The 21,317-nt window shown below is 52.9% G+C and carries 18 protein-coding genes and 4 tRNA genes; 19 read left to right on the top strand and 3 right to left on the bottom strand.

What is annotated here, in order from left to right:
• Nucleotides 1-52: 52 nt before the first annotated feature.
• From wecC to EIP93_RS20940, 13 genes are all read left to right on the top strand, one after another.
• On the top strand, nt 53-1,315 hold the full coding sequence (wecC, locus tag EIP93_RS21000) for a UDP-N-acetyl-D-mannosamine dehydrogenase (RefSeq protein WP_039474261.1): 1,263 nt from the start codon (nt 53-55) through the stop codon (nt 1,313-1,315).
• Nucleotides 1,306-2,379: a dTDP-glucose 4,6-dehydratase gene (gene rffG, locus EIP93_RS20995; RefSeq protein WP_174447503.1), complete on the top strand. Its 1,074-nt coding sequence runs from the start codon at nt 1,306-1,308 to the stop codon at nt 2,377-2,379. The genes wecC and rffG overlap by 10 nt, the downstream gene beginning before the upstream one ends.
• A gap of 42 nt (nt 2,380-2,421) precedes the next feature.
• Nucleotides 2,422-3,153 carry a dTDP-4-amino-4,6-dideoxy-D-galactose acyltransferase gene (gene wecD, locus EIP93_RS20990; protein ID WP_103862720.1) on the top strand — a complete coding sequence of 244 codons (732 nt, stop codon included), beginning with the start codon at nt 2,422-2,424 and terminating at the stop codon, nt 3,151-3,153.
• 4 nt (nt 3,154-3,157) lie between these two features.
• Nucleotides 3,158-4,288 carry a dTDP-4-amino-4,6-dideoxygalactose transaminase gene (gene rffA / locus EIP93_RS20985; protein ID WP_039541796.1) on the top strand — a complete coding sequence of 377 codons (1,131 nt, stop codon included), beginning with the start codon at nt 3,158-3,160 and terminating at the stop codon, nt 4,286-4,288.
• 1 nt (nt 4,289) lies between these two features.
• Nucleotides 4,290-5,540: a lipid III flippase WzxE gene (gene wzxE / locus EIP93_RS20980; protein ID WP_125233221.1), complete on the top strand. Its 1,251-nt coding sequence runs from the start codon at nt 4,290-4,292 to the stop codon at nt 5,538-5,540.
• Nucleotides 5,537-6,622 (top strand): TDP-N-acetylfucosamine:lipid II N-acetylfucosaminyltransferase, encoded by a 1,086-nt coding sequence (locus tag EIP93_RS20975; protein ID WP_103862717.1) that lies wholly within the window; start codon nt 5,537-5,539, stop codon nt 6,620-6,622. Before wzxE ends, EIP93_RS20975 begins: the two co-directional genes overlap by 4 nt.
• Complete coding sequence (gene wzyE / locus EIP93_RS20970; RefSeq protein ID WP_125233220.1) at nt 6,619-8,001, top strand: ECA oligosaccharide polymerase; 1,383 nt, start codon at nt 6,619-6,621, stop codon at nt 7,999-8,001. The genes EIP93_RS20975 and wzyE overlap by 4 nt, the downstream gene beginning before the upstream one ends.
• Nucleotides 7,998-8,747 carry a lipopolysaccharide N-acetylmannosaminouronosyltransferase gene (gene wecG, locus EIP93_RS20965; protein WP_125233219.1) on the top strand — a complete coding sequence of 250 codons (750 nt, stop codon included), beginning with the start codon at nt 7,998-8,000 and terminating at the stop codon, nt 8,745-8,747. The genes wzyE and wecG overlap by 4 nt, the downstream gene beginning before the upstream one ends.
• A gap of 367 nt (nt 8,748-9,114) precedes the next feature.
• The gene (thrP, locus tag EIP93_RS20960; RefSeq protein WP_125233218.1) at nt 9,115-10,506 is read left to right on the top strand and encodes a bifunctional threonine/serine APC transporter ThrP; all 1,392 of its coding nucleotides are present in this window, start codon (nt 9,115-9,117) and stop codon (nt 10,504-10,506) included.
• Nucleotides 10,507-10,645: 139 nt separating this feature from the next.
• Nucleotides 10,646-10,722: transfer RNA gene (locus EIP93_RS20955), tRNA-Arg, on the top strand.
• Between the two features lie 122 nt (nt 10,723-10,844).
• A tRNA-His gene (locus tag EIP93_RS20950) sits at nt 10,845-10,920 on the top strand.
• Nucleotides 10,921-10,962: 42 nt separating this feature from the next.
• A tRNA-Leu gene (locus EIP93_RS20945) sits at nt 10,963-11,049 on the top strand.
• A 44-nt stretch (nt 11,050-11,093) separates the two neighbouring features.
• A tRNA-Pro gene (locus EIP93_RS20940) sits at nt 11,094-11,170 on the top strand.
• A gap of 123 nt (nt 11,171-11,293) precedes the next feature.
• On the opposite strand, the gene EIP93_RS20935 is transcribed toward EIP93_RS20940, so the two are convergent.
• Nucleotides 11,294-12,601, bottom strand: a complete 1,308-nt coding sequence (locus EIP93_RS20935; RefSeq protein ID WP_125233217.1) for a histidine-type phosphatase — start codon at nt 12,599-12,601, stop codon at nt 11,294-11,296.
• Between the two features lie 248 nt (nt 12,602-12,849).
• On the opposite strand from EIP93_RS20935, the gene purB reads away from it, so the two are divergent.
• From purB to EIP93_RS20905, 6 genes are all read left to right on the top strand, one after another.
• Nucleotides 12,850-14,214, top strand: coding sequence for an adenylosuccinate lyase (purB, locus tag EIP93_RS20930; protein WP_103862712.1), 1,365 nt, complete (start codon nt 12,850-12,852; stop codon nt 14,212-14,214).
• Nucleotides 14,215-14,223: 9 nt separating this feature from the next.
• On the top strand, nt 14,224-14,766 hold the full coding sequence (locus tag EIP93_RS20925) for a GNAT family N-acetyltransferase (protein ID WP_039492912.1): 543 nt from the start codon (nt 14,224-14,226) through the stop codon (nt 14,764-14,766).
• On the top strand, nt 14,763-15,554 hold the full coding sequence (locus EIP93_RS20920; RefSeq protein WP_125233216.1) for an amino acid ABC transporter substrate-binding protein: 792 nt from the start codon (nt 14,763-14,765) through the stop codon (nt 15,552-15,554). Before EIP93_RS20925 ends, EIP93_RS20920 begins: the two co-directional genes overlap by 4 nt.
• An 80-nt stretch (nt 15,555-15,634) precedes the next feature.
• Nucleotides 15,635-16,306 (top strand): amino acid ABC transporter permease, encoded by a 672-nt coding sequence (locus EIP93_RS20915; RefSeq protein ID WP_010294604.1) that lies wholly within the window; start codon nt 15,635-15,637, stop codon nt 16,304-16,306.
• Between the two features lie 9 nt (nt 16,307-16,315).
• Entirely contained in the window at nt 16,316-17,077 is a 762-nt protein-coding gene (locus EIP93_RS20910; RefSeq protein ID WP_039305227.1) for an amino acid ABC transporter ATP-binding protein, read from the top strand.
• 77 nt (nt 17,078-17,154) lie between these two features.
• Nucleotides 17,155-18,312 carry a M20 peptidase aminoacylase family protein gene (locus tag EIP93_RS20905; RefSeq protein ID WP_010294601.1) on the top strand — a complete coding sequence of 386 codons (1,158 nt, stop codon included), beginning with the start codon at nt 17,155-17,157 and terminating at the stop codon, nt 18,310-18,312.
• Nucleotides 18,313-18,982: 670 nt separating this feature from the next.
• Here EIP93_RS20905 and hemY read toward each other — a convergent pair.
• Both hemY and hemX read right to left on the bottom strand, forming a co-directional pair.
• Entirely contained in the window at nt 18,983-20,176 is a 1,194-nt protein-coding gene (gene hemY, locus EIP93_RS20900) for a protoheme IX biogenesis protein HemY (RefSeq protein ID WP_125233215.1), read from the bottom strand.
• A gap of 2 nt (nt 20,177-20,178) precedes the next feature.
• The gene (hemX, locus tag EIP93_RS20895) at nt 20,179-21,303 is read right to left on the bottom strand and encodes a uroporphyrinogen-III C-methyltransferase (protein WP_103862705.1); all 1,125 of its coding nucleotides are present in this window, start codon (nt 21,301-21,303) and stop codon (nt 20,179-20,181) included.
• Nucleotides 21,304-21,317 lie beyond the last annotated feature (14 nt).

The following is a 21,317-nucleotide window of genomic DNA, read 5'->3' as shown; positions in this document are numbered from 1 at the left end:
AAGTGCATTTTCGGGCTGCGACGGCCCGACATAAAAATTATCAGGTGACACTATGAGCTTTACTACCATTTCCGTAATCGGTTTGGGCTACATCGGTTTACCCACCGCCGCGGCGTTTGCGTCGCGCCAGAAAAAAGTCATCGGTATCGATGTGAACAAACTGGCGGTCGAAACCATTAATCGCGGCGAAATCCATATCGTCGAGCCCGATCTGGATTCGTTGGTCAAAGTGGCAGTGGAAAATGGTTACCTCCAGGCGATGACAAAGCCTGTGCCAGCCGATGCTTTCCTGATCGCCGTTCCTACCCCTTTCAAAGGCGATCACGAACCCGATCTGGCCTACGTTCAGGCGGCTGCGGCGTCCATCGCGCCTGTTCTGAAGAAGGGCGATCTGGTGATTCTGGAATCGACATCCCCCGTGGGGGCGACGGAGCAAATGGCCGAGTGGCTGGCCGACGCGCGCCCTGACTTGACGTTTCCGCAGCAGGTTGGGGAAACGGCGGATATCAATATTGCCTATTGTCCTGAACGCGTGCTGCCGGGGCAGGTCGTGGTCGAGCTGATTAAAAACGATCGCGTCATTGGCGGCATGACCCCAGTGTGCTCTGCTCGCGCGAGCGAATTGTACAAAATCTTCCTCGAAGGTGAGTGTGTGGTTACTAACTCCCGCACCGCCGAAATGTGCAAGCTGACGGAAAACAGCTTCCGCGACGTCAATATTGCTTTCGCCAATGAACTCTCGCTGATTTGTGCCGAACAAAACATTAACGTATGGGAACTTATCCGATTGGCAAACCGCCATCCTCGCGTCAATATCCTGCAACCCGGCCCTGGCGTCGGTGGACACTGCATCGCTGTCGATCCCTGGTTCATCGTGGCGCAGAATCCGCAGCAGGCTCGGTTGATTCATACCGCCAGACTGGTGAACGATGGCAAACCGCTCTGGGTGGTGGATCGCGTAAAAGCGGCCGTGGCGGATTATCTGGCGCAAACGGATAAACGCGCGAGCGAGGTTACGGTGGCCTGCTTTGGGCTGGCGTTTAAGCCTGATATTGACGACCTGCGTGAAAGTCCCGCGGTAGGGATTACGTCCATGATTGCACAGTGGAATACCGGCGTGACGTTAGCCGTCGAACCGAATGTCAAACACCTGCCGTCCGTGTTGGCCGGACAGGTAAAACTGGTCGATACCAGCAGTGCATTAAAAGAAGCCGATGTGCTGGTAATGCTGGTTGACCACCGTCAGTTTAAAGCGGTTAACCCAGAAGATGTGAAACAACAGTGGGTTATCGATACCAAAGGAGTATGGCGTTGAAGCGTATTTTAATTACCGGTGGTGCTGGATTTATTGGTTCGGCGTTGGTCAGATACATTTTGACGGAAACGCAGGACAGCGTCGTCGTTGTCGATAAGCTGACCTATGCGGGCAACCTGTCTTCGCTGGCTCCTGTTGCTGATAGCGAACGTTTTGCGTTCGAGCAGGTGGATATCTGCGATCGTGCTGAACTGGACCGTGTCTTTACGGCTTACCAGCCAGCGCTGGTGATGCATCTGGCGGCAGAAAGCCACGTCGATCGCTCTATCGATGGCCCAGCAGCCTTTATCGAAACCAATATTGTCGGCACCTATACGATGTTGGAAGCGGCACGGCACTACTGGCAGAACCTGGCTGATGCGGACAAGAGTGCGTTCCGTTTTCACCATATCTCTACCGATGAAGTGTTTGGTGACCTGCACGGGACGGACGATCTGTTTACAGAAACCACGCCTTATGCGCCAAGCAGCCCTTATTCCGCATCGAAAGCCTCCAGCGACCACTTGGTTCGCGCCTGGTTGCGCACCTACGGGTTCCCGACGGTTATCACCAACTGCTCGAATAACTACGGCCCTTACCATTTCCCAGAGAAGTTGATTCCGCTGGTGATCCTGAATGCGGTCGCGGGCAAACCGTTACCCGTTTATGGTGACGGCGCGCAAATCCGTGACTGGCTGTTTGTCGAAGACCACGCTCGTGCATTGTACAAAGTCGTAACGGAAGGCGAAATCGGCGAGACGTACAACATCGGCGGTCATAACGAGCGTAAAAACATTGAAGTCGTGCAGACCATTTGCGCGCTGCTCGAAGAGCTGGCGCCGAATAAGCCCGTTGGCGTAGCGCATTACCGCGATCTCATCACCTACGTGAAAGACCGTCCAGGTCACGATATGCGTTACGCGATCGATGCCGGGAAAATTGAACGTGAGCTGGGCTGGCGTCCAGAAGAAACGTTTGAGACGGGCATGAGAAAAACCGTCAGTTGGTATCTGAATAACGAAAAATGGTGGCGCAGCGTGCAAGATGGTTCTTATACCGGCGAGCGTTTAGGGCTGAGCGACTAAACCCGTGCCTGAACCAGATGGCGGAAATGAAGGAGCGAAACGATGACCCATCCGATATCAATAGGAAAGGGAGAGATTCGTGCCACGGTTGAACCGCTAGGCTGGGAGAGTGAATTCTTCCAGATTGACAGCGGTAAGCTGAATTTTTCGCCTTCTGCGCCTGCGTTGACGCCCGATGCACTGAACGCATTGACGCTGACGCAGGCCAAAATTACGGCGGACAATCTGGTGCTGGCGGATGCACTTGCCGATCTTGGTTTTCGATTGGTGGAAGGCGAGGTTGATCTCAGTCTGCCGCTGCGACGGGCCGCTGTTGTTACGCCGCTACCGTGCTGGCGTGAAGCTACGCTCGACGATATCCCTGCACTGAGGGACGCGGCGTCACGTGTTTTTGCACTGAGCCGTTTTCGTTCTCCGTGGTATCAGCCGGAGGATAGCGGACGTTTCTATGCGCAGTGGATTGAAAATGCCGTGCGCGGTACGTTCGACCACTGCTGTTTACTGGCGGAAGATGCCGCTGGCAATCCACAAGGGTGGGTCACGCTACGCAGAATGGATGACACGGATGCACGTATCGGGCTACTGGGTGTTTGGCCGGGAGTTACCGTACGGGGCATTGGTTCACAGCTGATGGCGCTGGCGGAAGCGTGGTGTCGACAACAAGAGTTGATATGTCTTCGGGTCGCGACGCAGGTTAGCAACGTGGCGGCGCTTCGTCTTTATCTTCGCCGTGGTGCCATGATTGAGAGCACGGCGTATTGGTTATACAGGTGATCACATGATTCCATTTAACGCGCCACCGATTGTCGGTACGGAACTGGATTATATGCAGGCTGCCATGAGCAGCGGCAAATTGTGCGGCGATGGTGGCTTTACCCGCCGTTGTCAGCAATGGCTGGAACATTATTCCGGCAGCAAAAAAGTCCTGCTCACGCCTTCCTGCACCGCTTCGCTGGAAATGGCTGCGATATTGCTGGACGTTAAGCCCGGCGATGAAGTGATCATGCCGAGCTATACCTTCGTTTCTACCGCCAACGCCTTTGTGCTGCGCGGTGCGAAGATCGTGTTTGTCGATATCCGCCCGGATACCATGAACATTGACGAAACGAAGATCGAAGCCGCAATTACGGAAAAGACGCGCATTATCGTGCCGGTTCACTACGCGGGCGTGGCCTGCGAGATGGACGCGATTATGGCTCTGGCGAAGAAATACGATTTATATGTCGTGGAAGATGCCGCGCAGGGCGTGATGTCCAGCTACAAAGGCCGTGTTCTGGGCTCCATCGGCCATATCGGCTGTTTCAGTTTTCACGAAACCAAGAACTACACCTCGGGCGGTGAGGGCGGAGCCACGCTGATTAATGACGCAAGGTTGGTGGAACGCGCGGAAATCATCCGTGAAAAAGGCACCAACCGGAGCCAGTTTTTCCGCGGACAGGTGGACAAATACACCTGGCGGGATATCGGTTCAAGCTACCTGATGGCGGATATTCAGGCTGCCTATCTTTGGGGGCAGTTGGAAGCGGCGCGGCCGATCAACGAGCGTCGCCTGAAACTGTGGCAGAACTACTACGCGGCATTCAAATCGCTGGCCGATGCCGGGCGTATTACCCTGCCGACCGTGCCTGCCAATGGGATTCACAACGCGCACATGTTTTATATCAAACTGCGCGATCAGGATGACCGCAGTGCGTTTATCAATTACATGAAAGAAGCCGAGATCATGACGGTCTTTCATTATATCCCGCTACACAGTTGCCCGGCTGGCCTGAACTTCGGTCGTTTCTCCGGTGACGATCGCTACACCACGCAGGAAAGCGAACGGTTGGTGCGTTTACCCTTGTTCTACAACCTCTCGGACGTCAATCAGCGGACGGTGATCAATACCATTCTGAGCTTCTTCTCCTGATATGTCGTTGGCGAAAGCATCGATATGGACGGCAGGCTCCACGCTGATAAAAATCGGCGCAGGGCTGGTTGTTGTCAAACTGCTGGCGGTCGCTTTTGGCCCCAGCGGTGTGGGGATGGCAGGGAATTTCCGCCAGCTTATTACGGTGTTGGGCGTGTTAGCCGGTGCTGGGATCTTCAATGGCGTCACTAAATACGTGGCGGAGTATCAGCAACAGCCGGAACGGCTGAGGCCGCTGCTCGGTACGTCTGTCACGCTGGTGTTGGGCTTCTCCACGCTGCTGGCGATTCTTTTTCTTTCTGCCGCAACACCTATCGCCACTCTGCTGTTTGGGCATGATGACTATCGCGATGTGGTGCGTGCGCTGGCGTTTATCCAAATGGGTATCGCCTACGCCAATCTGTTTCTGGCGATTCTCAAGGGCTATCGGGATGCGATAGGCAATGCGCTGGCTGTGATCGGCGGCAGCTTGATCGGGCTGGCGGCCTTTTGGCTCTGCCTGCAACTGGGCGGCTATGTTGGTGCGTTGGCAGGGCTGGCGCTGGTGCCTGCGCTGCTGGTGATTCCGGCAGGAATCATGCTATTGCGACGTACACCGCTCTCGCTGACATCGCTGAAACCCGCGTGGGATCGTGCGATTGCCGGACAGTTGGGCAAATTTACGCTGATGGCGTTGATGACGGCGGTGACGCTGCCTGTTGCGTACATCATGATGCGTAACCTGCTGGCGGCACATTACAGCTGGGATGAAGTGGGTATTTGGCAGGGCGTAAGTAGTATTTCCGATGCTTATCTGCAATTCATTACTGCCTCCTTTACCGTGTATCTGTTGCCGACACTCTCGCGTCTGAAGGATAAAGCCGCGTTGGCGCAGGAGATTGTTCGCTCGCTGAAATTTGTGCTGCCCGTCGTGGCAGGCGTCAGCTTTTGTGTGTGGCTGCTGCGAGATTTTGCCATCTGGCTGCTGTTTTCCAGCGAGTTCACGGCAATGAGAGATCTTTTCGTTTGGCAATTGGTAGGCGATGTAATGAAAGTGGGCGCTTACGTCTTTGGCTATCTGGTCATTGCGAAAGCGGCGCTGCGCTTTTATCTGCTCACGGAAGTGAGCCAGTTTCTCCTGCTGACTGGGTTTTCCCACTGGTTGATTCCGCTTTATGGCGCACAAGGTGCGGCACAGGCCTATATGGCAACCTACCTGGTCTATTTTTTGCTTTGTTGTTGCGTATTCATTATTTACCGTAGGCGAGCATGACGACACTGATTCATGTATTGGGATCTGACATCCCGCATCATAACCAGACCGTTTTACGTTTTTTTAACGATGTACTGGCGACGGAACTCCCCGAACAGCAGATTCGGCACTTTATCGTGGCTTCTCACGACGGCATTTCATCGGCCGATTTCCCCGCGCTGCGTATCGAAACCTGCGTGGATAAGAAAACGCTGGCTGAGGCGGTCATCGCCAGAGCTAAAGCAAACCGCAAGATGCGTTTTTTCCTGCATGGGCAGTTTAACCCCACGCTGTGGCTGGCGTTGCTGAGTGGAAAAATCAAACCCGAGCAGGTTTACTGGCACGTTTGGGGAGCGGATTTGTATGAAGAGGCGAGCAGCCTGAAGTATCGCCTGTTTTATCTGCTGCGGCGTATGGCGCAAAAGCGTGTCGGGCACGTATTTGCCACGCGTGGCGATCTGACGTGGTATCAGCAACGTTCACCTCGCGTGCCGACGTCGTTGCTGTACTTCCCAACGCGAATGAATCCGGCGCTAACGGGCATGCAGGTGGATAAACCACTGGCAGGGCCGATGACGATTCTGGTCGGCAATTCTGGCGATCGCACCAATCGCCATCAGGAAGCGCTGCAGGCGATTCACAAGCAGTTCGGGAAAAATGTGCGGGTGATTGTGCCAATGGGCTACCCTGCGAATAACGCGTCCTACATCGCACAGGTGGAAAAGGACGGTTTGGCGCTGTTCGGCGTGAAAAATTTCCAACTGCTGAAAGACCAACTGGCGTTTGATGATTATCTCAACATGCTGCGCACCTGTGATTTGGGCTATTTTATTTTCGATCGCCAGCAGGGAATCGGGACGTTATGTCTGCTGATTCAGTTTGGCGTGCCGTTCGTGATCAGCCGAAAAAATCCGTTCTGGCAGGATTTGACGGAACAAGGGCTGCCCGTGCTGTTTTACGGTGATGAGCTGGATGAGGCGTTGGTGCGTGAAGCGCAGCGCCAACTGGCATCGGTCGATAAGCACCAGATTGCGTTCTTCAATCCCAATTATCTGCAAGGCTGGCGGGATGCGCTGGCGTTGGCAGCGGGAGAACCGACATGACGCTGGGGCAATTTGGTGGGCTGCTTGTCGTCTACCTGATTTCAGTCATCTTTATCCTGAGCCTGACCTGGATGGAGTTTCGGCGGGTGCGTTTTAATTTTAACGTGCTGTTTTCCCTGCTCTATTTATTGACGTTCTATTTTGGTTTTCCATTTACCTGCGTGCTGGTGTTCCGGTTTGGCGTCGAAGTGGTTCCCGTGCAGTTCCTGCTTCAGGCGATGCTGTCTGCGACGGCGTTCTATGCGATCTATTACGTCAGCTATAAGACACGGCTACGCCAGAAAGCCTCCGCGCCGCGTAAGCCACTCCTGACGGTGAACCGGGTGGAAGCCAATCTGACCTGGCTGCTGTTGGCGTTGATTGCGGTAGCCACTGTCGGTATTTTTTTCCTCAACAATGGCTTCTTGTTGTTTAAGCTGCGTTCTTACAGCCAGATATTCTCCAGCGATGTGTCTGGCGTGGCGTTGAAGCGCTTCTTCTACTTCTTCATTCCGGCGATGCTGGTAGTGTATTTCCTGCGCCAGACGCAGCGTGCGTGGCTACTGTTCCTCATCGGAACGGTCGCGTTCGGGATGCTGACGTATGTGATTGTCGGCGGAACGCGTGCGAATGTGATTATTGCCTTCGCCCTGTTTTTGTTTATTGGAATTGTGCGCGGTTGGATTACGCTCTGGATGCTGGTTGCGGCTGGCGCGTTCGGGATTGTCGGGATGTTCTGGCTGGCGCTGAAGCGCTATGGGCTGGACGTCAGCGGTGATTACGCATTTTATACGTTCCTCTATTTAACCCGCGACACCTTCTCGCCCTGGGAAAATCTGGCGCTGCTGTGGCAGAACTACGACAAGATTGAATTCCAGGGACTGGCACCGATTGCCCGTGATTTCTACGTCTTTATTCCCTCTTGGCTATGGCCGGATCGTCCGAATCTGGTGTTAAACAGTGCGAACTATTTCACCTGGGAAGTGTTGAATAACCACTCCGGGCTGGCGATCTCCCCCACGCTGTTGGGTTCACTGGTGGTGATGGGAGGCGTGCTGTTTATCCCGCTCGGCGCGATTGCAGTAGGGTTGGTTATCAAATGGTTCGACTGGGTGTACGAGTTAGGGAAGAACGACAGCAATCGCTATAAATCCGCTATTTTGCAGGCGTTCTGCTTCGGGGCGGTGTTCAATATTATTGTGCTGACGCGTGAAGGCGTTGATTCTTTTGTTTCGCGTGTGGTGTTTTTCTGTCTGGTCTTCGGCCTGTGCTTGATCATTGCCAAGCTGCTCTACTGGCTGCTGGAAAGCGCCGGGCTAATCCGGCAGCGTCTGATGCGTATGCGTGCCACGCCGACACCCAACACCGTACAGGATCCTGTGATAAAGGAGCAGGTATGACAGCGTTAAAAACCACAGAGACCATTCCTCTGTATACCATTCGTGGTTTGCCCATTCACGGTTTTCGTAATATGGCGCAGTTTGTTGATTACCTGTTTGTGGGCGAGCGGGTTGAAACGGGCACGCTCGTCGCGATTAACGCTGAGAAAGTGTTAACGGCGGAAAAAGACGTGGCGCTGCGTGCATTGCTCGATCGCGCAGAGTACAAGTATGCGGACGGCATCAGCATCGTGCGCTCCATTCGGCGCAAGTATCCGCAGGCTGACGTCACGCGAGTTGCGGGGGCTGATCTGTGGGAAGCGCTAATGGAACGAGCGGGCAATGAGGGAACGCCGGTTTTTCTGGTGGGCGGCAAACCTGATGTGTTGGCACAAACGGAAGCGAAACTGCGGGCGCAGTGGAACGTGAATATTGTCGGCAGTCAGGATGGCTATTTTACGCCAGAGCAGCGTGATGCCCTGTTTGAACGTATTCGCGCCAGCGGTGCACAGATTGTTACCGTCGCGATGGGGTCGCCACGACAGGAAATCCTGATGCGCGATTGTCGTCACCACTATCCTGATGCCTTGTATATGGGTGTGGGTGGAACCTATGACGTCTTTACCGGGCATGTGAAACGCGCTCCGCTCGTGTGGCAAAATTTAGGACTGGAATGGCTGTATCGTTTGCTGTCTCAGCCGAGCCGTATTTTTCGGCAGCTTAGGCTGTTGAAATATGTTGCCTATCACTACAGCGGTCGCCTGTAGCTTCATTGAATTGGCGCGTTAAACGCGCCAACCTTGCTCCACAATCTTTCCTCGCAATATATAAACCTGATTTCTTATTCCTATTCGATTTTAATTGTCTGTTTGCTAGTCAATCAGAAATACAGAATTCTATCTTTGGCGTATTCGTCATCCCTTATGTGTTATTCAAACCCACATTACGGTATTTTCATGGCCGCTAATTTGAGGCGAAGGCACATTTTTTCTGAAAATAAGCAGTATGACGGATGCGGTATGCCTGATAAGAGCCGGTTTCTCTTCACGAAACCGAATTGGCTCTCTATAAAACTGAATAAAAAACAATAACCGGCAGCAGCCGGGATAAGCACAACATAAAGACAGAGGATATATGGCAGAAGATGTAAAGCAGGAGAAACTCCATCGGGGGTTGGAAGCCCGGCATATTGAGCTGATTGCGCTGGGCGGCACGATCGGCGTTGGGCTGTTTATGGGCGCCGCCAGCGCGCTGAAGTGGGCGGGGCCGTCAGTATTGCTGGCCTATATTGTCGCCGGAATCTTCGTTTTCTTCATCATGCGCTCAATGGGCGAAATGCTCTATCTGGAGCCAGTCGCGGGATCGTTTGCCGTCTACGCGCATAAATACATGAGTCCCTTTTTCGGTTATCTCACCGCGTGGGGCTACTGGTTTATGTGGATGGCGGTCGGGATTTCGGAAATTACCGCGATTGGCGTGTATGTTCAGTACTGGTTCCCCGATTTGCCGCAATGGATACCGGCTATTGCCGCTGTTGCGCTGGTGGCGGGCGCAAACCTTGCTGCGGTAAGGCTGTATGGCGAAATCGAATTCTGGTTCGCGATGATAAAAATCACCACCATCGTCGTGATGATCGTCGTCGGCGTGGGCATTATTTTCTTCGGCTTCGGTAACCACGGTCAGGCAACCGGATTCAGTAACCTGACCGAACACGGTGGCTTCCTCGCGGGAGGCTGGAAAGGCCTGCTGTTCGCACTCTGTCTGGTCGTGGCGTCTTATCAGGGCGTGGAACTGGTCGGCATTACGGCGGGCGAGGCGAAAAACCCACAGGTGACGCTGAAGCGCGCGATCAACAACATTCTATGGCGCATCCTGATTTTCTATGTGGGCGCGATCTTCGTTATCGTCACGATTTTCCCCTGGAATGAAATAGGCACCTCGGGCAGCCCGTTTGTGATGACATTTGCGAAAATTGGTATCACCGCAGCGGCAGGGATCATCAACTTTGTGGTGCTGACGGCCGCGCTGTCCGGCTGCAACAGCGGCATGTATAGCTGTGGACGTATGCTATATTCGCTGGCCAACAACCGTCAGCTTCCCGCCTGGCTAGGTAAAGTGACGGCCAGCGGCGTACCCGCAGCAGGCGTCATGATTTCTATTCTTTGCCTGATGGCGGGGTCGGTGCTGAATTACATTATCCCTAATCCGGAAAAAGTGTTTGTTTATGTTTATAGCGCCAGCGTACTGCCGGGCATGGTGCCGTGGTTTGTGGTGTTAATCAGCCAATTGCGTTTTCGTGAACAACATCGTGCCGCGCTGGTCGCACATCCGTTTAAATCGGTGTTGTTCCCGTGGGTAAACTACCTGACGATGGCGTTTTTGCTGTGTGTGCTGGTGGGAATGTACATCAATATCGATACGCGGATGTCTTTATTGGTCGGTGTCGCGTTTTTAGCCGTGGTTAGCCTGTGTTATTTTGCGTTGGGATTGGGCAAAAAAACGTCGCTGACAGAGAGTAAGTCGTAGTAGTTGGGGGCGGGAAGGGCGGAACTGTGTGTTATTTAGCTTGGAATGAGCAAATCATAATCAAACGCATCATTTCGATAAAAAAGCACTAGACAGCCAGTCACTAAGCCCGTAATATCCCGCCCCGCAACGGCGCTAAGCGCCCGTAGCTCAGCTGGATAGAGCGCTGCCCTCCGGAGGCAGAGGTCTCAGGTTCGAATCCTGTCGGGCGCACCATTATATTCTGTATGAAGTATGTTGTGTGCAAGAGCTGCGGTGGTACACTTTTTTTCGTAAAGAAAGTATCCCGTAAAAAGGAAGTACCGCGTAATAAGTAGTTGATGTAAAGTGTGGTGATGGTGGCTATAGCTCAGTTGGTAGAGCCCTGGATTGTGATTCCAGTTGTCGTGGGTTCGAGTCCCATTAGCCACCCCAGATTTTGCAGCGATAGTAGTTGATTGACAGTTTGTGAGTTATGCGAAGGTGGCGGAATTGGTAGACGCGCTAGCTTCAGGTGTTAGTGTTCTTACGGACGTGAGGGTTCAAGTCCCTCTCTTCGCACCACACACAAACAAGAACATCAGTGATGTTCAAAAAAGCAGTATATTCGGCGAGTAGCGCAGCTTGGTAGCGCAACTGGTTTGGGACCAGTGGGTCGGAGGTTCGAATCCTCTCTCGCCGACCAATTACAAAGAAAAGCACATCGAAAGATGTGCTTTTTTTTCGTCTGCAATTTGCCTTCTCTGGCGAAAGTCTTGCCGGATTTATCAACCCGACAAGACGTTGTGGTTCCCTGCGATATAGCGTGCTACAGCGCGTAATGCACTGGCGCTAGCGCGCTGCTATCGATACTTTCTCGCATTGATTTTAGTGCGGTATCAAAAGGACACAGTGTGCCTTTTTCTGTCTTCTGGCAGCCCTGAGAGGTAAATTCCTCTTTCAGTAACGGCTGCCGATCGTCAAGCGGCGTCAGTGAACGAATCTGATCCAACGACTGCGTCTGGAAATAGATACGCAAGAAGCGCTGCTGAGTGGTGGTGTCGCGCCAGCGTTCGAAGACCAAACTGCCCGCGGGCGGAATGTTATCGGCGGTATCGCCGGGTAGCTGCCAATGAAACTGCAACAGTGTGCGCAGGTAGGCGATATTGGTATCGTGAGCGACATACAGCAAGTAAGGGACGGCTGGTGGCTCGCCTTGTGTGGTGTCCTGCTCTTCCTGCGTCCCTTGCGCTAAAGCCTGTGCGATTTGCTGCATGAATAGCGAACCGCCGCGCTGTGCAATATAGGGAACATCATTGGTGAAGTCGTATTTAGCGGTCATTGGGGCCATCAGCGGGACGAGATCCTGTGTGTTGCGGACATGACCAAAGGCAACCTGTGCCAGTGGCAAGTTTTCGCTGTACTCCAGCAGGAAAACCTCGCTCATATTCGCCAACGTATTCAGGCCGCTGATAGAAATTGAACCCTCTTTATCCTGCTTGTTCGCCCACGGCTTATCAAACACTGGGCACGGCTTACCCGCCTCGCATACAACCTGTTTTAACTGCTCGATGCTGGGTTTAAGACGCTGATAGGCGATATCCAAATCCCCTCCCATGGCTTTCAGTACCTCAGCCTTTGCCCGTTCGGGGTCAAGTGTGCCAATCCCCATTTTATCTCCGTGGAACAGCGGATCCTGCTTCTCATCCTCAACGGCATGCGTCGCAACGCCGCAGCCCGGAAACATGCCGTCCATATAGGCTTGTGCGGTTGCACGGGTGCGTTGTAGCGGGCTGGCGAGCACATAAATCTGCTGTTCCGTTGGGCAACCTGACGCGAACAGATGCTGTTGACGATAATACTCGCCCTCGTAGCGGCCTTTTAATACGGTGGCGGCATAGCCATGTCCGGTTAATTCACCTTCCCGCGTGACCCATTGAGGCCACTGTCGTGCCGTGCCAGATTCCAGTGCGATAGTGTTAGATTCTGTTGGAGGACGTACGCCGTGACGGCTGACTTCAACGACCTTTTCCAGAAGATAGCGATCCTGAGCCTGTGCCTGAGTAGAGAAGGTTGAAATAATGATCATGGTAATCAATAAGCTACGGGGAGTGCGTAATGTCGTGTGGTAAAGCATGATAATCCTTCGTCAGCGGTCATACGGATAAGGAGTTTCATTGTAGGAAGAGTAAAGTGACAAAGGGGCTTTTCAGCAGAGGAGAGAGTGTTAGCGAACATTTCTACATGCATAGTTTGCAATCAAACTTTTTGATCTAAGATAGATCCCAAAGGTATAAAGCGCATAATTTCCGCATGTTATATTTTTAAAAATTAAAAAGACGACATAAATCCCCGCCTGATAAATCCAACACTAACGAGTTAATTATGGCATCACATCTTATTGATTTTCTTCTTATAGGGAATAATTTTGGCACGCCTGAAATGCGCGGCGTCTGGTCCGAGCATAGCCGCCTGACTAAACAGGTCGAAGTAGAAGTTGCCCTGGCGCTTGCCGAGGGTGAACTGGGTGTCATTCCGCTGGATGCGGCAAAAACCATTGCAGAAAACGCTGACGCAAGCGCGCTTAACGTTGAAGAGATTGCAAAAGATGCCGCGCGCATGAAGCATTCTCTGATGCCGACGATTGCCGCGATTCAGAAACAGTGCGGTGCCGCGGGTGAGTTTATTCACTACGGCGTGACCACGCAGGACATCGTTGATACTGCGACGGTGTTACAACTGAAACAATCTTTTGATATTGTCGTCAGAGATACACAACTGCTGGCCGTTGAGTTGAAACGTCTGGCAAAGAAACACCAGCATACGTTGATGGCTGGTCGTACCCACGGTATGCAGGCGTTGCCCACCACGTTTGGCTTCAAACTGGCCGTCTGGCTGGATGAATTTATCCGTCACCTCGAACGTCTGGGTGAAATCAAAGAACGTGTTTTGGTTGGCAACATCAACGGTGCGATTTGTACCTATGCCTCTTTTGGCGAGAAAGGGCCGGAAATCGAGCGTCTGACGCTCGATAAGCTGGGGCTGAATACGCCGAATATCGGCTGGCAGTCTGCCCGCGATCGCTTCTCTGAATATGCTTCTGTTACGGTTCTGATCAGCGGTACGCTGGGCAAAATCGGCAACGAGCTGTACAACCTGATGCGCACCGAGATTAACGAAATCGAAGAGCCGTTCTCCGAAGGGAAAATCGGTTCTACTACGATGCCGCATAAACGCAACCCTGCCGCATTGGAAGGGCTGGCGAGCCTGACTGCTCCACTGTTTAAGAGCGCAGCGTTGATTCATGAATCCATGAAAGTTGAGCATGAGCGTGATGCGATGAGCTGGCGTGCGGAGTGGATCGCGCTGCCGGAAATCAATATCTATCTGTCTGCTCAGCTTCAGAACGCGCTTGGCATCCTGCGTGGCATGTCCGTCAACGAGAAGCAGATGCTGGCGAACCTCGATCTACAAAATGGCCTGCTGCTATCCGAGAAAGTGATGTTTGAGATTGGCAAACGTCTCGGCAAGCAGACTGCTCACCATCTGGTTTACGAATGTTCTATGCAGGCATTCGAGCAGAATCAGTCCTTTAAATCGGTACTGCTGGCCCACCCGGTGCTTTCTGAACAGGTGACCGCCGCCGATCTGGACGAATGGCTGAATCCGGCTAACTACGTTGGCAGTGCGCCGCAGAAGGTTGATGACGTGATTCGCTATGCGGATAACTCCGGCCTGCTGCCAGCATAAGGTGACATCATGAGTATCGTATTTCGTCAGGCTACGCTTGCGGACGATGAGACCTATCTGGCACTGGCGCTGGCGGCATTTGAGCCGATTCGCCAACTGGGTATCAATTTTTCTGCCGCCCATGCGGACATCGACATGGTGCGTACGCATATTGCCTCACACGGCGTTTATGTGATGGAAAAAGACGGCGAGATGGTGTCGTCATTTACCATCCGCTATCCGTGGGGGCCGGAGCCAGGCCCGCTCGGTTTGCCCCATTTGGGCTGGTTTGCGACGCACCCTGGTTATAAAAAACAGGGGCTGGGTAAGCAAATGATGAACTGGCTTGAAGAAGAGATTCTGATTAACCAGCTCAAAGCCCCTGCGGTGTCGCTTGGCACCGCGCAAAACCACCCGTGGCTGATTGAGATGTACAGAAATTATGGTTTCAAGGAAGTCGGGCAGACGAATCTGGGAAAAGGACACCTGACAATCTGGATGGAAAAAATCCTTGATAACCCATTGTATGACCAGTGGAAAGATAAAAACTCAAAAAGAGAGGCAGTAAAATGATGAAAAAAGTAACGTTGTCTGTTCTGGCGCTGACGACCGCCTTTCTTGTAGCTGGCTGTGACTCTGGGAAGAGCGGCTCTGAGCAGGAAAAAATACTGAAAGTGGGTTCAACAGGTCAAAGTTATCCAAGCGGCTTCAAGCAAGATAACAAGCTGGTTGGGTTTGACGTTGAAGTGACGGAAACCATCGCGAAAGATCTGAACTACAAAGTTGAGTGGGTTACCGCCGATTTCAGTGGTCTGATGGGGCAATTGGAAGCGAGAAAACTGGATACGGTCGCGAACGTGGTGGCAATTACCCCCGCGCGTCAGGAAAAATATAACTTTGCCCAACCGTACAGTTATTACGGTAGCCAGATTGTGACGCACAAAGACAACACGGACATTAATACATTGGCTGACCTGAAAGGGAAGACGGTAGCGGGTGTTCTGGGTTCCAACCACGTTAACAACCTGAAAAAAGCCTTTGCCGATGGCAGCGTGAATATTCGTACCTATGAAACGCGCGATGGCGCGATGAACGATGCACTGTCTAAACGCGTTGAAGGCTATGTGAATTCACGTCCGATCCTGTTGGCAGAAATCAATAAGCGTAACCTGCCGTTCAAACTGGTCGGTGAGCCGCTGGTGATTGAAGAAGTGAGCTTCCCGTTCCATAAGGACGAAAATGGTGATGCATTACGTAAACAATTCGATGCTGAATTGACGAAAATGCGTGAAGATGGACGCCTGAAAGCGCTCGCCGAAAAATACTTTGGTGAGGACATCTCTGTTCCACCGAAAAAGTAACGTTATTGCCGCTTGTCGGTTGACTTATCACCTTCTCCACCGGCGCAGTATGGCCGGTGGAAGCATTAATGGTATGACTCATGAATGTCGATCTTGCCTACCTGTTAAAAGTGTTTCCTCAGGTATTAATGTATTTGCCGACCACGCTGTTCCTTGCCGTGGTTTCGATGTTTTTTGCTATGGTTCTCGGCCTGATACTGGCGTTAGTCCGTGAAAGCAAGATCGTCGTGGTAGTAAAAATCGTCGAACTGTATATCTCGCTGTTCCGCGGTATTCCGTCGCTGGTTCAGCTGTTTATCATCTACTTCGGCTTGCCGCAGCTATTCCCCGGCTTATCCAATCTGGATGCGATGACGGCCGCGATTATCGGTTTTAGCCTGAAAACATCCGCCTATATGGCTGAGATTTTCCGCGCGGGCTTGGCCTCGGTCGACTTCGGCCAGACGGAAGCTGGTCTATCCATTGGCATGAGTAAAGCGCAGGTCTATCGCCGCATCGTGTTGCCTCAGGCCATGCTGAATGCGCTGCCAGCGACGGGGAACACCTTCATTTCCCTGATTAAAGATACCTCGGTAGCCTTTGCGCTGGGCGTCTCTGAACTGTTCGCGGAAGGCAAGATGATTGCTGCCGAATCTCTGCGTTTCTTTGAGACCTTCCTGGTTGTGGGTCTGATTTACTGGTTGGTGATCATTGTTTACTCCTGGCTGCAAAAACAGCTGGAGAAGAAACTGAATCACTCGCTACAGCGATAAGGGGCTGACATGATCAGTGTAAAGAATCTTTCTAAACGCTTTGGCGATCAGGTGGTGTTGGACAACATCAGTCTGGATATCGCGAAAGGCGAAGTCGTGGCGATTATCGGTCCATCGGGTTCGGGTAAGTCCACGCTGCTGCGCTGTCTGAACCTGCTGGAAACGCCAGAGTCGGGCACGATCGAAATTGGCGAACAAACGCTGGATACGCGTCGTTACAGCTCTAAAGAAGCCTATGCGCTGCGCCGCCAGACGGCGATGGTATTCCAGAGTTACAACCTGTTTAAGAACAAAACAGCGCTGGAGAATGTGACGGAAGCGCTGATTGTCGTGAAAAAAATGCCGAAGAAGCAGGCGGATGAAATTGGTCTGGCGCTGCTGGAGCAGGTCGGTCTGCTGCCGCAGGCGGCACAGTACCCGGTGACGCTGTCCGGCGGACAGCAACAGCGCGTGAGTATTGCGCGTGCGCTGGCGGTGGATCCGAAGGCGATTTTATTTGATGAACCGACTTCGGCGCTTGACCCGGAAAGGGTACACGAAGTGCTTCAGGTGATTCAGAAGCTGGCGAAAAACGACACCACGATGGTGATCGTCACCCATGAAATGCAGTTTGCGAAAGAAGTGGCTGACCGCGTGATCTTCATGGCGGACGGCCACATCGTCGAGGAAGGCCCGGCGGAGCAGGTGATTAGCTTCTCGGACAACCCGCAAACCCAGCGTTTCCTGCGTCAGTTGACCAAGCTGCCTGAGCCGCTTGAGTACGATATTTAACGCATACGTAGATACACCTGCACGCCTGAACAAGGCAACCCTGTCAGGCAGGGCACGATAATGTGGAGCAAGTATTCATGAGAACAGCATCTCAGCACGAGCCTCTGGCTCAGTTTATTCAGGCGTTTCGCCACGATTTACACCGCCATCCTGAGCTGTCGAATCAGGAGTTCGAGACCACGAAGAAGATTCGTGCGGTATTGGAAAAAGAAGGGATTCGTATCCTCGATCTGCCGCTGAAAACCGGTCTGGTTGCGGAAGTGGGCGGTTTACAGGAAGGCCCACTGGTCGTGGTGCGTTCCGATATCGACGCCCTGCCGATTGAAGAAGAGTCTGGCGTAGAATTTACGTCGCTCAACAAAGGCGTGATGCACGCCTGCGGCCATGATTTTCACTCTTCCGCGGCGCTGGGTGCAGCGATTTTGTTGAAGAAAATTGAGCCGGAACTGAAAGGCACTGTGCGAATTTTGTTCCAGGCTGCTGAAGAGACTGGATTGGGCGCGCCGGAAGTCATCGCCGTTGGCGCGTTGGACAATGCGGTAGCGATTTTTGGCATTCACAACGATCCAACGCTGCCGGTTGGCGTCATCGGTGGGAAAGACGGCGCATTGACGGCGGGCGTTGACCGCTTTGAGATCAAGATCGCAGCGAAAGGCTGTCACGCCGCGAAGCCGCATGAAGGCAACGATCCGATTATCATTCTGGGTCAGCTGATTTCTGCTGTACAGACCATTATCAGCCGCACGGTATCGTCCGACAATAACGCGGTGGTGTCGATTACGCAGGTACATAGCGGCAGCACCTGGAACGTGATCCCAGACACGGCCTATGTTGAAGGCACGGTCAGAACGTTCAATCAGGCTGCGCGTGATTTAATTGAACAGCGTTTCCGTCAGATCGTAGCGGGTATCGCCAGCACCTTCGGTGCAGAAATTGAATTCCTGTGGCATGCAGGGCCGCCGTCGGTGATCAATACGCCAGAGTGGGTTGAGTTTGCACTGAATGTGGCGAGTGACGAAGGGTTTGAAGCGCGTCGCGTGGAAGCTAGCCCGATTGGTGAAGATTTTGCGTTCTATCAGCAGAAATTGCCAGGTACGTTCATGATGGTCGGCTCCGGCGGGCCGTATGCGCTGCATCACCCGAAATTCCGCGTCGATGACAGCGCGCTGTTCCCGACTGCGCATTATCTGTATCAGGTCGCGAAGCAGAGTTTAGAACAGCTGTCCTCCCGTTAAGCGAATCCTGTCCGCGTCGGTTTCTCGGCGCGGATATTTCCCCTTTTTTAAATTAAATCAATAGCTTTGATTGAACTGTCGGAAAAACACGACACTCTAGGGGTTCTGCTGTCGCAAAAAAGAGACATTTAATCCATTGATTAATAATGATTAATATTTTATCTGATAAATGCGTCTCTGAATGGCGACAGGTTTTGTGAGCGCGATCTCGTTTTTATCACCCATTACACGTTTGCTTTTCTTCCAGTGAAGAAATAAAAATAGTATTTATTATTAGCTAGTTACCGTAATTTCATTAGATAGTAATAATAAATTTATGCATATTGGCATAATTTATGCTTAAATAAGCGCGTAGATGCTCATTCCACCTTCTATGCTTGCTTCGGCTTCATAATCCTGGGAATGACGCAGAGCCAATTTGAGGTGCCTATCGTCCAACTCCAGATGAAGATGCAAATCTCCATCGGGCCTTCCGGACATAACGTTGAGTGAGGCACCATTCTGTTGTCTGACAGACCTGATATTTTCAACGCTTACCGTTTATCGGTAAGCGTTTTTTTTCGTCTGAGGAAAATGTTCGGTAACCGCCTTCTGTCGGGCTATTCAGGACGGGTCATACAAAAGAATAAGGCTCCAAAAAAGGAGCCTTATGAAAGGAACCGCGCAGTGACTAGTCGGCAGGCTGCTGTAGCGTGAGCAACAACCCTTCGCGCCGCATTTGGGCCGCTTCATCCGGCAGACGCAACCGATCGAGTGCATCGGCACGCCAGGCATAATCATAAGCGTCCGGTCGTAATTCCAGTGCGGTGCGGAAGGCATCGCTGGCCTGCTGCCATTCGCCGTGTTTCATCAGCAACTGACCTAACGTACTGCTCAACAGCGCAGTAGCGCCTTGCTGCTTGATGTACTGGTGCAGTACTTTTTCCAGCTGTTCTGGGTTTCCGGCTTTGAGGCGCGGCATCAGCAAGATCAAGCGCTCGTCATACTGACGTTTGAGACCGTCGAGAATGATCTTCTGAGCGGTATCATGCTCGTCACACTCGATCAGATGCTCAACCATCGCGACCTGAAGCGGGATCTCATGGCGAACTTTACGGCTCTGATTATTCCACCACGACTTCAGCCCTTCGCTGCCGCCATCCGCCATCGCCTGATTCATCAGACCGATATAGGCTTGCTGTTGTAGATCCAGCAAACGCGCTTCAGGGTACAGATTGATCTTGCGCATCGCAGGCAGAATATCCAGCAGCGCACTATAGGCGTGAGTACGCAGGAAAGCCTGCTCTGCTAAACGCAGAACCTCAGGGTGGCGGGGCGCGACCTCCAGCAGTTTGTCGACGCCGTGACGTGCGGCATGATCTTCATTACGCGCTAGTTGAATACGCACGCGCGTAATATCTACCGGAAGCTGATCGGTATCTGCAACCTCGGCGGCACGCTCCAGATATTGCTTGGTACGAAACTCGTCACCGCGCTGCTGGGCGGCTTCGGCTGCCAGCAGGTAGTTAACCACGGGCTGCTCGGCATGGTCGGCATTGCGCGTCAGTAGCTTCTCTACCTGTAAATAATCTCCCTCGGCCAGCTTGAGCAGCGCGGCTTTGGTCTGTTTTCTGGCGCGGGTACGTTTGCGGCCGAGGAACCAGCCGCGCGTGCGGGATCCGGTACGAAAGATCCGGCGGAGCACCCATTCCACCGCCAAAAAGGCGAGGAAGAACAGTACCAGCATGATGACCAGACCGGTCACGCTGGTTTGAATGTCGTAGTTATCCGTTTGGATCAGGACATAGCCTTGGTGACCTGCGACGATCGGGCCGATCACCACGCCTGCGATCAGGATCAGGAACAGCAATAAGACTTTCAGCATGTTCACTCTCCCTGTTGTGTGGCTGGCGCCTGAGCCAGCAGGTTACGAACGCGCGTTTGCATCAGTTTTTCCAACAGCACCTGACTTTGTAGCTCCGTTGGGACATCCAGTGAAACTGACTGCTGGCTTAAGGCATCGAGCTGATCCAAAAAGGCCTGCGTCGTAGGGTCGGTGGTATTGAAGTAGGCGCGAACCCAGGTTGCTGCCGTTTCCAGCGACTGTTTGTACACTTCATTCTGGTGGCGCGGAATGGCCTGTGCGGCAACCAGCAGACGTGAGCGGATATTCTCGCGCAGGTACACATCCTGATTCGGTGCCAGCAGCGGTTCGGCCGCGCTGTCACGGCGGCGAATGGTGATAAAATCAGCCAGGAAATTGTGCCAGCTCTTGCTTAGATTTTGTCGCCACTCGCTCAAAGAGGCGGACAGCTCTGTGCTGTTGGCATCCATCGGCGCTTCATCGGTGTTGTTGTCGGCGAGCTGCAAGTTGTCCAACTGGTCGGTGAGCTGATTTACTTTCAGGATAATGCCGTCAAAATCGACCTGACTGACGCCAGCCAGTGCACCGATATCGTTGGTCAGCGCGCGGCGGATTTCTATCAGGCTGGGATCGTTCATTTCCGCGAGGCTAGCGTCCGCGCTTTTCAGTAATGCGCCTGCGGTGGTGACGTCTTTGTCGCTCCACAACTTGCGTCCTGCCAGTTTCACCAGAAAATCTGCCTGAGCGATCAGCCAGGTATTGGTGTCATGGCTGGAAAGTGCCGCCAGCTTATCGCGCAGCTCGTCTGACTGACGCGTGAGCGCCTCAAGACGCTGTGCGGCAGTCTCTTGTGCTTTGCCTTGCTGTTGTTGAGCGTCCAGCCATTGCTGCTGTTCTTGCTTGTGCTGCTGCTGCAATGTGTTTAACTGCGTTTCCAGGCGTTGAAGCGCGGCAGTTTCTTTCTGCGCCTGCTGGTGGCCGTGGTAATACAAGCCCGCGCCTATTGCCAGCGCAATCACAATCGCGATCGCCCCCAGCACGGCACCGCTACGTTTTGGCTGTGGTGCGGGATCCTGCTGCTGATGCGCGGGTTCAACCCGTTCAGCAACCTCGTCGGATGGAGCTGTGGGGGTGTTGTGTTCCGTCATAATGGTACATCCCA

Origin of the sequence: Pectobacterium versatile (genome assembly GCF_003932035.1) — a bacterium.
In the GTDB taxonomy this organism is placed as follows: Bacteria; Pseudomonadota; Gammaproteobacteria; order Enterobacterales; family Enterobacteriaceae; genus Pectobacterium; species Pectobacterium versatile.
Note: the sequence above shows the minus strand (reverse complement) of the source record. Positions and strands in the feature narration are given on the sequence as shown.

Bases quoted from the DNA above. Each gene is read 5' to 3' on its own strand.
- EIP93_RS20920 (WP_125233216.1), top strand. From the start codon at position 14,763: ATGATGAAAAAAGTAACGTTGTCTGTTCTGGCGCTGACGACCGCCTTT.
- EIP93_RS20935 (WP_125233217.1), bottom strand. From the start codon at position 12,601: ATGCTTTACCACACGACATTACGCACTCCCCGTAGCTTATTGATTACC.
- wzyE (WP_125233220.1), top strand. From the start codon at position 6,619: ATGACGCTGGGGCAATTTGGTGGGCTGCTTGTCGTCTACCTGATTTCA.
- wecD (WP_103862720.1), top strand. From the start codon at position 2,422: ATGACCCATCCGATATCAATAGGAAAGGGAGAGATTCGTGCCACGGTT.
- purB (WP_103862712.1), top strand. From the start codon at position 12,850: ATGGCATCACATCTTATTGATTTTCTTCTTATAGGGAATAATTTTGGC.
- EIP93_RS20925 (WP_039492912.1), top strand. From the start codon at position 14,224: ATGAGTATCGTATTTCGTCAGGCTACGCTTGCGGACGATGAGACCTAT.
- rffG (WP_174447503.1), top strand. From the start codon at position 1,306: ATGGCGTTGAAGCGTATTTTAATTACCGGTGGTGCTGGATTTATTGGT.
- wzxE (WP_125233221.1), top strand. From the start codon at position 4,290: ATGTCGTTGGCGAAAGCATCGATATGGACGGCAGGCTCCACGCTGATA.
- wecC (WP_039474261.1), top strand. From the start codon at position 53: ATGAGCTTTACTACCATTTCCGTAATCGGTTTGGGCTACATCGGTTTA.
- thrP (WP_125233218.1), top strand. From the start codon at position 9,115: ATGGCAGAAGATGTAAAGCAGGAGAAACTCCATCGGGGGTTGGAAGCC.
- EIP93_RS20910 (WP_039305227.1), top strand. From the start codon at position 16,316: ATGATCAGTGTAAAGAATCTTTCTAAACGCTTTGGCGATCAGGTGGTG.
- EIP93_RS20915 (WP_010294604.1), top strand. From the start codon at position 15,635: ATGAATGTCGATCTTGCCTACCTGTTAAAAGTGTTTCCTCAGGTATTA.
- rffA (WP_039541796.1), top strand. From the start codon at position 3,158: ATGATTCCATTTAACGCGCCACCGATTGTCGGTACGGAACTGGATTAT.
- hemX (WP_103862705.1), bottom strand. From the start codon at position 21,303: ATGACGGAACACAACACCCCCACAGCTCCATCCGACGAGGTTGCTGAA.
- EIP93_RS20975 (WP_103862717.1), top strand. From the start codon at position 5,537: ATGACGACACTGATTCATGTATTGGGATCTGACATCCCGCATCATAAC.
- wecG (WP_125233219.1), top strand. From the start codon at position 7,998: ATGACAGCGTTAAAAACCACAGAGACCATTCCTCTGTATACCATTCGT.
- hemY (WP_125233215.1), bottom strand. From the start codon at position 20,176: ATGCTGAAAGTCTTATTGCTGTTCCTGATCCTGATCGCAGGCGTGGTG.
- EIP93_RS20905 (WP_010294601.1), top strand. From the start codon at position 17,155: ATGAGAACAGCATCTCAGCACGAGCCTCTGGCTCAGTTTATTCAGGCG.